Here is a 12,778-nt window from a genome sequence, read left to right as displayed (position 1 = left end):
GGCCGGTCGCCGAATCGCGCGGCGGAACGCACCGAAACATGCAATGAACACGTATCGCACCACACAGCCGATCGGAGCCGGGCCCATGGGTGAACAGCCAGAAGCGAACGACGAGTCGGCGGCGACGTTCCCGAAGGAGGTCGTCGACGAGTACGCGCCGTACGACACCGACCTGACGTCGCTCTTCTCCGCCGGGGACCTCGGCAGCCGGATGGGCCTGAAGGTCACCGAGGCGTCCCCCGAACGCGTCGTCGCCACCATGCCGGTGGAGGGCAACACCCAGCCGTACGGGCTGCTGCACGGCGGCGCCTCCGCCGTACTCGCCGAGACCCTCGGCTCCATCGGCGCGATGCTCCACGGCGGGCGCGACAAGATCGCCGTGGGCGTGGACCTCAACTGCACGCATCACCGCGGCGCGCGCGGCGGAGTGGTGACCGGTGTCGCGACCCCGCTCCACCGGGGCCGGTCCACCGCGACGTACGAGATCGTGATCACCGACGAACAGGGGAAGCGGGTGTGCACGGCCCGGTTGACGTGTCTTCTCCAGAGCGGCGACGGCACCGGATTCATGGCACGGAAAGACGGCTGAGGGGCGAACCTCAAGGGATGCTCAAGCGGGCCGGGGATGGCACCGAACGGGCCTCCCGGGGCCCGCGGTGACCAACAGGTGAGACGCGCGACCGGCGTCGGACGGCCGCGAAACACGGCGGAAACGAAGGTCCGCCGGGACTTCCGCGGTGCCCCGCCCGCCGCCGGAGCCCGGCGAGGGAGAGCCAGGTGGGACCCTCGATGGTGACGTTGTGTTACGCCCTGCGGGGCGATCCATTGTCGTGGCGCCCGAAGCGCAGTAGCGTCGGCGCATGAGCGGTATCGGCCCCGTCGAACCGGGCGAGGACACCTATCACCATCCCGCGGCCCCGCTCACGGGTGCGACGCGGCCTCGCCTCCGTCTCACGGTGCCTCCGCGGCACCGCCGCAAGGCCGCGCTGGGCGTCGCCGCGACCCTCACGGCGGGCGGCTGCGTGTACGTCCTGACGGCCCCCTCGCCGCCCCCCGGGCCACCACCGCCCTGGCCGTCGCAGGTAGTTGGCTTCGCCTACGGGGGCGCGGCGCCGAGGAGCGGGCACATGGGGGCGTTCACCTTCGGCGTCAGCATCTCGACCGAACCCGGCCGGCGTGTCACGGTCGACGCCATCACCCAGCCGTCCCCGGCGCTGGCCGTTTCGACCGAGCCGCCGGCGCCGTTCACCGTGGCGGCCGGAGACTCCCGCGAGGTGCTGGTGACCGTCTATGTGCTCGACTGCGGGGAAGTGCCTCGGAACACCGGACTCCCTTTCCTGGATGTCACGTTGCGTAATGACCGGGCCGTCCAGAAACAGAGTCGGATCCTCGGCGGCGGATACCCGGAAGACCTCGGCGCGGCCATCGGAAAGGCATGCGTCCACTCCGTTCCGTAGTCGGCCGACTACCGGTCCGGTCCTGCTGGTTCTCACTATGTGGACTCACCAACAGTCTCAAATCACACGTCTTTCCCCTCCGTCGCGGGCTTCATCACGCTTCCGTCATAACAAGAGCGTCACATCCTTGGTCCCACCTCTGCACCACCCCCACCAGCGCGCTTAGAGTCACGGCCAGTCACCGCGCCACCGGATTCCTTTCAGTTCGGTTCCAGCGCTCGACCCGGCTTCCCAATCAGGGACAGCCGTGCCAGGGGAAAGGACTGATCGTGCGTCACCGTTCCTTGTTCATAGTCACCACTGCTGTCACTGTAGGAGCCCTCACGCTTTCGGCTTGCGGCTCCCGCGACGACAGCAGCGAGGGCGGCGGCGGCGGAAAGAAGACCGTCGTCATCGGCCTCGACGCGCCGCTGACCGGAGACCTCTCCGCGCTCGGCCAGGGCATCAAGAACTCCGCCGACCTCGCCGTCAAGACGGCCAACAAGAACAACGAAGTCGAAGGCATCACCTTCAAGCTGGAGTCCCTGGACGACGTCGCCCAGGCCGCCACCGGCCAGCAGAACGCCACGAAGCTCGTCGGCAACCAGGACGTCATGGGCGTTGTCGGCCCCCTGAACTCCGACGTCGGCCAGGCCATGCAGAAGGTCTTCGCCAACGACAACCTGGTCCAGGTCTCGCCCGCCAACACCAACCCCGAGATGACTCAGGGCAAGGACTGGCAGACCGGCAAGAAGGTCCGGGGCTTCGACACGTACTTCCGTACGGCCACCACGGACGCCATTCAGGGCCCGTACGCCGCGCAGTACATGTTCAACGAGAAGAAGCTCAAGAAGGTCTATGTCATCGATGACAAGAAGACCTACGGAGCCGGTCTCGCCGCCACCTTCTCCGCCGAGTTCAAGAAGCTCGGTGGCACGGTGGTGGGCACCGACCACATCAACCCGGACGACAAGGACTTCTCGTCCGTCGCGAGCAAGGTAGCCCAGAAGGACGCCGACTTCGTCTACTACGGCGGCGAGTACCCGGCCGGCGCCCCGCTGGCCAGCCAGATCAAGAACGCCGGCGCGAAGATCCCCACCGTCGGTGGTGACGCTCTCTTCAGCGCCGAGTACATCAAGCTGGCCAAGAAGAACTCCGAAGGCGACGTCGCCAGTTCCGTGGGCGCGCCCCTGGAGACCCTGGAAACCGCCAAGACGTTCATCAAGGACTACGCGGCCGGCGGCTACGACGGCGCGTTCGAGGCGTACGGCGGCTACGCCTACGACTCGACCTGGGCGATCATCCAGGCCGTGAAGGCAGTCGTGGAGAAGAACGACGGTGAGCTGCCCGGCGACGTCAAGGACGCGCGCAAGCAGATCACCGAGGCCATGCAGGACGTCAAGTTCGACGGCGTCACCGGCACGGTCGGATTCGACGAGTACGGCGACACCGTGAACAAGCAGCTCTCCCTCTACGAGGTGAAGGCCGGCAAGCACGTGCCCGTCAAGACGGGCGTGTTCGAGGGCTGACCGGGCTCACCAGCCCTCCCTCCTGTAGGACCTACCACCGCGCGGGGGCGCCACAGCGCCCCCGCGCGGCCGTATCTGACCCCACTCATTCGGAGGCCCCGCGGTGAACGATCTGCCGCAGCAACTTGCCAACGGCCTGCTACTCGGCGCGCTGTACGGACTCATCGCAATCGGTTACACGATGGTCTATGGCATAGTCCAGCTCATCAATTTCGCCCATGGCGAGATCTTCATGATCGGCGGCTTCGGTGCGCTGACCGCATTTCTCTGGTTGCCCAGCGGTACCAGTCTGCTCATCGCACTGCCCCTCATGATCCTCATGGCGATGGCCTGTTCCGTGCTCGTCGCCGTAGGAGCCGAACGCTTCGCCTACCGGCCCCTGCGCGACGCGCCCAGGCTCGCGCCACTGATCACCGCGATCGGCCTCTCCATCGCACTGCAGCAAGCCATCTGGGCCTTCTACCCGGACGCCACGAAGTCCCGCCCCTTCCCCGAGTTCGAGGGCGGCAGGCTCGACTTCGGCGCGTTCGCGATCAGCCGCGGTGACCTCTTCCTGCTCATCGCCGCGCCCCTGTGCATGATCACGCTCGGCGTGTTCGTCTCCAAGACCCGCACCGGGCGCGCCATGCAGGCCACGTCGCAGGACCCGGACACGGCCAAGCTGATGGGTATCAACACCGACCGCATCATCGTCACCGCGTTCGCCATCGGTGCCGCCTTCGCCGCCATCGCGGCGGTCGCCCACGGCCTCAAGTACGGCGAGGTCAACTTCAAGATGGGCTTCATCGCCGGACTCAAGGCCTTCACTGCCGCGGTCCTCGGCGGTATCGGCAACATCTACGGAGCCATGATCGGCGGCCTGGTCCTCGGCCTCGCCGAGGCCATGGCCACCGCCTACATCGAGAACATCCCCGGCATGTCGCAGCTCGGCGGCGGCGCCTGGAAGGACGTGTGGGCGTTCGTCCTCCTCATCCTCGTACTGCTGCTGAGGCCACAGGGTCTACTCGGCGCACGCGTCTCGGACAGGGCGTGATACCGATGACCACCACCACATCCGAAACGACCACCGCGCCCGCGGCCCACCGGGAGCACCGCCCCGTCATCGGCCTGCCGCCCACGGCGGCGAGCATCGGTGCCGCGGTCGGCGCCGTCGTGACGTTCGCGAGCACCTTCCTCGCCTGGACCTGGACCGCCGAATTCCCCGGCGACCTCACGGTCACGGGCTACCCCGGCGGCCTCCAGCTGCTCACCCTCACCGGTGCGCTGCTGACCCTGCTCTTCGTCGCCGCCGGTTACGGCGTACGCGGCCTCTGCTGGCTCTCCCCCGGCGGCAAGAACGGGCCCGTCCTTCTCTTCGCCCTCGGTACGTTCGCCACCACCTGGTACACGGTCATCGCGATCGCCGTGAAACTCGGCGGACTCGCCAACCTCGAACCGGGCGGCTACGTCGCCGCCGTCGCCTCGCTGATCACGCTCGTCGCGGCCCTCGGCCTCCCCAGCGACGTCGCGCACGAGCACCCCAGCCCCAACGCCTGGCAGCGGTTCGTCCAGTCGTTCAAGGCGCCCACGCCCGAGGAGGCCGCACCGCTTCCCGGCTGGGCCGAGATCCTCATCATCGCCGCCGCCTTCGGGCTCGGCCTGTTCGTCTTCACGTACGGCATCGACACCGAGGCCGCCGAGCTCTTCATCGGCTACATCCTCCTCGTCGCCTTCGGCGCGACCGCCGTTTCGCGTGCCGGCCTCAACCGCCGCCTCGCGAGCCTGACCTCGAAGCACAAGAACGTGACCGTGACCGCGGCGTTCGTCTCCGCGTTCGCCTTCCCGTTCACCCAGAGCAACGACGCGTACGCCTCCATCGGTACGAACATCCTGATCTTCGCCACCGTCGCGCTCGGACTCAACGTCGTCGTCGGCCTCGCCGGCCTGCTCGACCTCGGTTACGTCGCCTTCCTCGGCGTCGGCGCCTACACGGCCGCCCTCGTCTCCGGATCGCCGTCGTCCACCATCGGGCTCCAGCTGCCTTTCTGGGCCGCCGTCCTCTGCGGCGCCGGTGCCTCGCTGATCTTCGGTGTCGTCATCGGCGCGCCGACGCTGCGACTGCACGGCGACTATCTGGCCATCGTGACGCTCGGCTTCGGTGAGATCTTCCGCATCACCATGCAGAACCTCGACGGATCGTCGGGCCCCGATGTCACCAACGGCTCCAACGGCATCCCGAACATCCCCGACCTGGACCTCTTCGGGTTCAACCTCGGGGAGCCACATACGATTCTGGGCGTCGAACTCGGCAGGTTCTCCAACTACTACCTGCTGATGCTGCTGTTCACGATCATCGTGGTGACCGTGTTCCGCCGCTCCGACCAGTCGCGCATCGGCCGCGCCTGGGTCGCCATCCGCGAGGACGAGACCGCGGCCAGGGCCATGGGCATCAACGCCTTCCGGCTCAAGCTGCTCGCCTTCGCGCTGGGCGCCACCCTCGCGGGCATGGCCGGCACCGTACAGGCGCACGTGACCTTCACCGTCACCCCCGCCCAGTACAAGTTCGTCGAGGCCGTCCCGCCGAACTCGGCGTTCCTGCTCGCCGCCGTCATCCTCGGCGGCATGGGCACGGTCAGCGGTCCCCTCATCGGCGCCTCGCTGCTCTACCTCATCCCGGCGAAGCTCCAGTTCATGTCCGACTACCAGCTGCTGCTCTTCGGCATCGCGCTGATCCTGCTGATGCGATTCCGCCCCGAGGGCCTCATCGCGGACCGCAGGAAGCAGCTCGAATTCCACGAAACCGGGCAACTGGACGCCCCCAAGGGCGATATCGGCCTCAGTAAAGCGGGGGTGTGACCCGAATGACCACCGACATCGAACCCACCGGCGCCGGATCCCCCAAGGCCGCCGCGGGGACCGCCGTCCCCGTGCTCCAAGCCACCGGCGTCACCAAGAAGTTCGGCGGCCTCACCGCCGTACAGAACGTCGATCTCCAGGTCAACACCGGTGAGATCGTCGGCCTCATCGGCCCCAACGGCGCGGGCAAGACCACCTTCTTCAACTGCCTCACCGGTCTGTACGTCCCCACCGACGGCACCGTCACCTACAAGGGCACCGTCCTGCCGCACCAGTCCCATCTGGTCACCAAGGCAGGCATCGCCCGTACGTTCCAGAACATCCGGCTCTTCGCCAACATGACGGTCCTGGAGAACGTCCTCGTCGGACGCCACACCAGGACCAAGGAAGGCCTCTGGTCCGCACTCCTGCGCGGCCCCGGCTTCAAGAAGGCGGAGAAGGAGTCCGAGGAACGCGCCATGGAACTCCTGGAGTTCACCGGCCTCGCGGCCAAGCGCGACCACCTCGCCCGCAACCTCCCCTACGGAGAACAGCGGAAGCTGGAGATCGCGCGCGCACTCGCCAGCGACCCGGGCCTCCTCCTGCTCGACGAGCCCACCGCCGGCATGAACCCGCAGGAGACCCGCACCACCCAGGACCTGGTCTTCGCCATCCGCGACCAGGGCATCGCCGTACTCGTCATCGAGCACGACATGCGCTTCATCTTCAACCTGTGCGACCGCGTCGCCGTACTCGTCCAGGGCGAGAAGCTCGTCGAGGGCACCGCCGAGGTCGTCCAGGCCGACGAGCGGGTCGTCGCCGCCTATCTCGGCACCCCCTACGAGGGCGCCCCGGGCGCCGAGGAAGTCTCCGAGGTGGAGGCCGCGGAGGCACACAGCACGGTAGGCAAAGAAGGAGACACCAAGTGACCGCACTACTGGAGGTGGAGGACCTCAAGGTCGCCTACGGCAAGATCGAAGCCGTCAAGGGCATCTCCTTCAGCGTCGAAGCCGGTCAGATCGTCACGCTCATCGGCACCAACGGCGCCGGCAAGACGACCACGCTGCGCACCCTGTCCGGGCTGCTCAAGCCCTCCGGGGGGCGGATCGTCTTCGACGGCAAGCCGCTTCAGGGCGTCGGTGCGCACAAGATCGTCGCGATGGGCCTGGCGCACTCCCCCGAGGGCCGCCGGATCTTCCCGCGTCTCACGATCGCGGAGAACCTCAAGCTCGGCGCTTTCCTCCGTAAGGACGCCGCCGGCATCGACAGCGACATCAAGCGCGCCTACGAGCTGTTCCCGATCCTCGGCGAACGCAGCAAGCAGGCGGCGGGCACCCTCTCCGGCGGCGAGCAGCAGATGCTCGCCATGGGGCGGGCGCTGATGTCGCGGCCCAAGCTGCTCATGCTGGACGAGCCCTCCATGGGACTCTCGCCGATCATGATGCAGAAGATCATGGCGACGATCGCCGAACTCAAGTCGCAGGGCACGACGATCCTCCTCGTCGAGCAGAACGCCCAGGCGGCGCTGTCACTGGCGGACCAGGGCCATGTGATGGAGGTCGGCAAGGTCGTGCTCTCGGGCACCGGACAGGACCTGCTGGTCGACGAGTCGGTGCGGAAGGCGTACCTGGGCGAGGACTGAGTCCCCGCGCGCGTACGTATACGGAACGGAAGAAGGCCCGCGTCCCGAACGGGATGCGGGCCTTCTCGCGTCGCGCCGGCCGCTCTACTGCCCCTTCGCGGCCTTCTTCTCCTCGTCGTCCTCGATGACGGCCTCGGCGACCTGCTGCATCGACAGCCGCCGGTCCATCGACGTCTTCTGGATCCACCGGAACGCGGCGGGCTCCGTGAGGCCGTACTGGGTCTGCAGGATCGACTTCGCGCGGTCCACGAGCTTGCGCGTCTCCAGGCGGGTCGTCAGATCGGCGACCTCCCGCTCCAGCGCCTTCAGTTCGTTGAAGCGCGAGACGGCCATCTCGATGGCGGGCACGACGTCCGTCTTGCTGAACGGCTTCACGAGATACGCCATGGCACCGGCGTCCCGGGCGCGCTCCACGAGATCGCGCTGGGAGAAGGCGGTGAGCATCAGGACGGGCGCGATCGACTCCCGCGCGATCTTCTCCGCGGCGGAGATGCCGTCCAGGACGGGCATCTTGACGTCGAGGATGACGAGATCGGGTTTGTGCTCCCGCGCGAGCTCGACGGCACGCTCACCGTCGCCGGCCTCGCCCACCACGGAGTAGCCCTCTTCTTCGAGCATCTCCTTGAGGTCGAGGCGGATGAGCGCCTCGTCCTCGGCGATGACGACTCGCGTCGTCAGGGGCGGGACATGCGACTTGTCGTCGTCGGAGACGGGCTGGGGCGACTCGGGGGCGGTCACTGAGGCTCCTCGTTCCAGGCAGATACTGCTCGTCAAGAGCCTACCCAGCTACGGTATGGTTGTGTCACGGAGGGGACGGCATTTCCTTCGTTTCAAAGGGCGCCCCGGTAGCCCAGCGGTAGAGGCAATGGTCTCAAACACCATCCAGCGTGGGTTCGAATCCCACCCGGGGTACTTTCCCTCCATTTCCATGATCGCACCAGACCTCCGCGATCATGCGGGATCGCGCGATCACACCGAGCCCCGCTCCCGGTTCACGGGAGCGCGACGGACTCGGTCGCACCCAAGCCGATCCGAACGGCATCCGAACAGCATGGGACGCGAATGAGCCCTCCCCGTTTTGTCACAGTCGTGATACTGTTCTGAAATGCCAGCCCGAATTGACCTTGAACAGCGTCGCAAGGATGTTATCGAGGCGGGTTTCCGCCTGTTGGTCGCCGAAGGCCTCAGCGGTTTGTCGCTGCGGAAGGTCGCCGCCGAATCCGGATTGAACATCGGATCGGTGCGCCATTATTTCGATGATCATCAGAACCTCCTCATTGCCGCCGCGACCGAGGTCAGCGATCGCATGGGGAAAAGGCTCACCCGGTATTCGACCGACACCTTGGTCGGACTCGAAGGCGCGGCCGCCGTGGACGCGTTTCAGGCCCTGGTCGAGGAACTGCTCCCGATCGACGAGGAACGCCGCGTCGAGTCGATCGTACTGATGGAATTCATCGTCGCCGCACGGGTGAATCCGATCTTCCGCCCGGTGACCGAGAAGATGGCAGCCGACATGCGGCTGGTCATCACCGACGCCCTGAGCGTTCTCGATGTGCCCGACCCGGCCGAGGAGGCCGAACGGCTCGTCGCCGTCCTGGGCGGGCTGATCGTCGATTCCGTGACTCCGCACGGCTCACTCGGCGTCGAGCGTCTCCGCAAGACGCTACGGGCGCATCTGTGCTCGATATTGGCGACCGCCCCCGTCGCCGTACCGACCACCGACTGACCTGATCCACGCACCATCAGGCACCGTCGAAGCACAGAAGGAGATCAGTTGTGCCCGCGTGGCTGTTCGCGCTGCTCGCTGCGGCTTTTGTCCTCTACACCGACGACTATGTGATCGCGGGGGTTCTGCCGGAGATCGCCCGCGATCTGAATGTCAGCGAGGCGCAGGCGGGGCAGTTGGTGACCGTCTTCTCCCTCACCGTCGCCCTGGCCGCGCCGGTCGCCGGGGTCGCCCTCGCACGAGTGTCCCGACGGCGTCTCTTCACGGCCTCCTTCCTGATCTTCGTCGTGGCGAATCTGCTGGCGGCCTCGACAACCGGCTTCGGTCTTCTGGTGGCCCTGCGGATCGTCGCGGCGCTCGCCGCGGCGGCCTCGACTCCGGCGGTCTTCGCCTACGCCGCCGAGCGCGCTCCGGAAGGCCATATCGGCAGGTACGTCGCGGTGGTGGCGCTCGGCGTCACGGGCTCGATCGCCGCCGGAGTCCCGATCGGCACCTGGATCGGCGGCCACTTCGGCTGGCGGGCGACCTTCGTCGCGGTGGCGGTGGCGGGAGCCGGAGCGCTGCTCCTCCTGCTGGTGACCCTGCCACGCGAGAGCGCCGAAACCGGTGAAGTCCTCACCGTCTCCGAGCAGTTGCGGGCCCTCGCCAGCCCGCCGGTGTCGCTCGGACTCCTGGCGAACTGCGCACTCATGACCGGATCGATGATGATGCTCACCTACATGGCGCCGTACCTCGCCGCGGTGAGCGAGGCCAGCATCGATCAACGGGCCCTCGCGTTCAGCCTCTCCGGCTTCGCCGGCATCGTCTGTATCTGGGCCGGTGGGAAGGCCACCGACCGGTGGGGTCCCGACCGGACCCTGGTCGCCGGAATCAGCCTCTTCACCGGGATCATGGTGCTCCTGGGAATGCTCTGGCTCGCCCGTCCCGTGCCGTTCTCCGTCCTCGTCGTGGTCGGGACCATCTGGGGCGGCATGGCCTTCTGGAACTCTCCGGCGATCCAGGCCCGCCTCTATCTGCTCGCCGGACCGGCCGCGGCTCAGGCACTGGCGCTCAACACATCGAGCACCTACCTCGGAGTCTCACTGGGCGGAGCTGTCGGGGGCCTGACTCTCAACAGCGTGGGAGCCGGACTTCTGCCGGCCGTCGCGGCCGTCCTCGGACTGAGCTCGCTGGCACTGCTGGCACTGGCCATCGGCGCCTCGAAGAGGACGCTGAGCGGCAAGGCGGTTCTCGCGGAACCTTGATTCCCACAAGCGTGAAGGATGGAGTTGAGATGAATAATTTCATTCTGTTCGGTCCCGCCGACGCCACGGCAGACTTTCGCGGATACGAACCGATACTGCGAAGTTCGGCCACCGCGAGGTCCATCTATCGCGAGATCGCCGACGTGCTCGGGATTCCGGCGGACAGACTCCTCGATGGAGAGGTCCCCCATATCCATCCGGTGCCACTTCGCTGGTACAGACAGATGGCCGCCATGCTCAGCGTCGCGCGAATCCTCCAGGACGATCAGGGTGCGGCCGCCGTGTACGGGGGAATCTCCCTGGGTGAGCTCGCGGCACTGCATTCGTCCGGAGCCGTTCCGACGGAACTGGTGGTGAATTTCCTTCATGAGAGGCACCTGCGGGACACCGACCGGGACGAGGCCATAGGGTTCGCGTTCGTGCCGGCCCCCGTCGACTGGCGCTACTACGAGCAGCCGGGTCGTATGACCATCTCCTGCGACTACGGGTCGATCTTCGACGGCGCCGGCCGAATGATCATGGTCTCCGGCTTACGTTCGGCGCTCGAATCGGCCCGTACCGAGGGTCCCGCGGATCTACAGGTCGTGGATCGTTCCCTCGCTCATCAGGCCTATCACTCGCCGTTCCGGGAGCCGAGTCGTCAGCGGCTCGAATCGCTCCTGGAACGGAACTCCCTCGCCCAGCCCTCGACTCCGGTGATCACCGCGATTCCGGGCATGCACGCGCTGTCCACGGGAGCGGAGGCCGCGAAGGCACTCGTCGTCAGTGAGACCCAGTCCCTCGATGTCCCGGGTCTGGTGGAGGCCTTGCGGGACCACGGGCCCGACAAGGTGTATGTGATCAGCTCGTTCCTGCGCCAGCTGGAGATCGATTTCCATGCGCCGACCGAGTATCTGGACGATTCCTGGCTGGCGCAGAAGTTCGGCCAGTGACCTTCGCGTGACCGCATCCGAAGGAATTCCCTGTGCTTGAATCCGAGCAAATACTCGATCCGACGACCAGGTCCATCGCCGAAGCCGGCTGGGACGCACTCACCAGAAACGATCCTGATCTCCGGGCGCTGCTGGACGCCGAAGCGCGTTATCAGACCACGACCCTGTCGATGGTCGCGTCGGCCGGCGTCGCCGCTCCATCCGTCCTCTGCGCGAATGGGACGGCCCTGTCGAACGTGACCGCGGAGGGCTATCCCGGGGCTCGATATCATCCGGGCGCCGTGCACTTCGACGAGATCGAGACGCTCGCTGTCGAACGTGCGAAGAAGGTGTTCGGCGCCCGGTACGCGAATGTGCAGCCGCACTCCTGCTCATCCGCCAATCTGGCGGTGCTGGCGGCGCTGCTCCCCCGCGGCGGCAGAATCCTCGCACTGGATCTCGACTCGGGCGGCCATCTCACTCACGGCGCGAGCGCGTCGGTCAGCGGCAGGTACTACGACGTGGCCAACTACGGCGTCGAGGCGGACGGAACTCTCGACCACGACACGGTCCTCGGCCGGGCGCTCGAACACCGGCCGGACGTGATCATCGCGGGAGCCAGCGCCTACCCCCGATGGATCGATTTCGCCCAGTTCAGGACCGTCGCCGACCGTGTCGGCGCCTATCTCCTGGCGGACATCTCCCATATCGCGGGACTCGTCGCGGCGGGGCTGCATCCAAGTCCGATCGACTACGCCCACATCACGACGACCAGCACGTACAAACAGCTCGCCGGCCCCAGGGGCGGCCTGATCCTGCTCGGCAGGGACCACCGCCGGACAAGCCCGGACGGTCGGACGGAGCTGTGGCGGCTGATGCAGCGCGCCGTGTTTCCGGGGTTCCAGGGCACCCCGGATCCCTCCTCGATCGCGGCCAAGGCGCGCGCGCTGGCGATCGCGTCGAGCGGCGGCTTCCAAGCCACGATGAAACGGGTCGTGGACAACGCGAAGGCGCTGTCCGACGAACTCCTCACACTGGGGTACGAAGTCCTGACCGGCGGCACGGACAACCACATGGTTCTGGTGGACGTCAGAACCGCGGGACTCACCGGAATCGTGGCGGAGCGCGCACTCGAAGAATGCGACATCCTGGTCAACAGAAACAAGATACCCGGAGACTCCTTTCCGCCTTCGGTGGGGGGCGGCCTGCGTTTCGGTACCAATATCCTCGCGCAGCGTGGAATGGGAACGTTCGAGGTCCGCGAATGCGCGGGCATCGTGCATGAAGTGTTGTCCGGCATCGAATTGAAGGATGCCACTCATTACGAACTGAAGGCGTCGCTCCGCGACTCCGCGCGCGACCGGGTAAGTGCCCTCTGCGCCCGCTTTCCGCTTCGGTTCACCTATGAGGAGACTTCCCCGTCGGAAGGGTTACCCAGGACGTGATTTTCTCCGATTCCTCGTCCCAGCTGAATTC

The 12,778-nt window shown here is 66.8% G+C and carries 12 protein-coding genes and 1 tRNA gene; 12 read left to right on the top strand and 1 reads right to left on the bottom strand.

Going from position 1 to position 12,778, the window contains the following annotated elements:
* Window positions 1–85: 85 nt before the first annotated feature.
* From IEY79_RS18335 to IEY79_RS18305, 7 genes are all read left to right on the top strand, one after another.
* Window positions 86–589, top strand: coding sequence for a PaaI family thioesterase (locus IEY79_RS18335; protein ID WP_189108595.1), 504 nt, complete (start codon window positions 86–88; stop codon window positions 587–589).
* A gap of 271 nt (window positions 590–860) precedes the next feature.
* Entirely contained in the window at window positions 861–1,457 is a 597-nt protein-coding gene (locus tag IEY79_RS18330) for a Tat pathway signal sequence domain protein (protein ID WP_189108594.1), read from the top strand.
* 269 nt (window positions 1,458–1,726) lie between these two features.
* On the top strand, window positions 1,727–2,965 hold the full coding sequence (locus IEY79_RS18325; RefSeq protein ID WP_189108593.1) for a branched-chain amino acid ABC transporter substrate-binding protein: 1,239 nt from the start codon (window positions 1,727–1,729) through the stop codon (window positions 2,963–2,965).
* A 103-nt stretch (window positions 2,966–3,068) separates the two neighbouring features.
* Window positions 3,069–3,998 carry a branched-chain amino acid ABC transporter permease gene (locus IEY79_RS18320; protein WP_189108592.1) on the top strand — a complete coding sequence of 310 codons (930 nt, stop codon included), beginning with the start codon at window positions 3,069–3,071 and terminating at the stop codon, window positions 3,996–3,998.
* Between the two features lie 5 nt (window positions 3,999–4,003).
* Window positions 4,004–5,800, top strand: a complete 1,797-nt coding sequence (locus tag IEY79_RS18315) for a branched-chain amino acid ABC transporter permease (RefSeq protein WP_189108591.1) — start codon at window positions 4,004–4,006, stop codon at window positions 5,798–5,800.
* Window positions 5,801–5,805: 5 nt separating this feature from the next.
* Window positions 5,806–6,708, top strand: coding sequence for an ABC transporter ATP-binding protein (locus IEY79_RS18310; protein ID WP_189108590.1), 903 nt, complete (start codon window positions 5,806–5,808; stop codon window positions 6,706–6,708).
* Window positions 6,705–7,421: an ABC transporter ATP-binding protein gene (locus tag IEY79_RS18305; protein WP_189108589.1), complete on the top strand. Its 717-nt coding sequence runs from the start codon at window positions 6,705–6,707 to the stop codon at window positions 7,419–7,421. The genes IEY79_RS18310 and IEY79_RS18305 overlap by 4 nt, the downstream gene beginning before the upstream one ends.
* A gap of 84 nt (window positions 7,422–7,505) precedes the next feature.
* Here IEY79_RS18305 and IEY79_RS18300 read toward each other — a convergent pair whose 3' ends face one another.
* A complete protein-coding gene (locus IEY79_RS18300) occupies window positions 7,506–8,159 on the bottom strand; it encodes an ANTAR domain-containing response regulator (RefSeq protein ID WP_189108588.1) in 654 nt (217 codons plus the stop codon).
* Between the two features lie 101 nt (window positions 8,160–8,260).
* Between IEY79_RS18300 and IEY79_RS18295 the strand changes: the two genes are divergently transcribed.
* The 5 genes from IEY79_RS18295 (at window position 8,261) to glyA (ending at window position 12,747) form a co-directional block, all read left to right on the top strand.
* Window positions 8,261–8,333 (top strand) — tRNA-Leu (locus IEY79_RS18295).
* A gap of 193 nt (window positions 8,334–8,526) precedes the next feature.
* On the top strand, window positions 8,527–9,147 hold the full coding sequence (locus IEY79_RS18290; protein ID WP_189108587.1) for a TetR/AcrR family transcriptional regulator: 621 nt from the start codon (window positions 8,527–8,529) through the stop codon (window positions 9,145–9,147).
* Between the two features lie 50 nt (window positions 9,148–9,197).
* Window positions 9,198–10,391: an MFS transporter gene (locus IEY79_RS18285; RefSeq protein WP_189108586.1), complete on the top strand. Its 1,194-nt coding sequence runs from the start codon at window positions 9,198–9,200 to the stop codon at window positions 10,389–10,391.
* 29 nt (window positions 10,392–10,420) lie between these two features.
* Window positions 10,421–11,323, top strand: a complete 903-nt coding sequence (locus tag IEY79_RS18280) for a hypothetical protein (protein ID WP_189108585.1) — start codon at window positions 10,421–10,423, stop codon at window positions 11,321–11,323.
* Window positions 11,324–11,355: 32 nt separating this feature from the next.
* Window positions 11,356–12,747 carry a serine hydroxymethyltransferase gene (gene glyA, locus IEY79_RS18275; protein WP_229700950.1) on the top strand — a complete coding sequence of 464 codons (1,392 nt, stop codon included), beginning with the start codon at window positions 11,356–11,358 and terminating at the stop codon, window positions 12,745–12,747.
* Window positions 12,748–12,778 lie beyond the last annotated feature (31 nt).

Source organism: Streptomyces camponoticapitis (assembly GCF_014646115.1).
In the GTDB taxonomy this organism is placed as follows: domain Bacteria; phylum Actinomycetota; class Actinomycetes; order Streptomycetales; family Streptomycetaceae; genus Streptomyces; species Streptomyces camponoticapitis.
The sequence above is the reverse complement of the archived record's forward strand: the minus strand, read 5'-3'. Positions and strand labels throughout refer to the sequence as shown.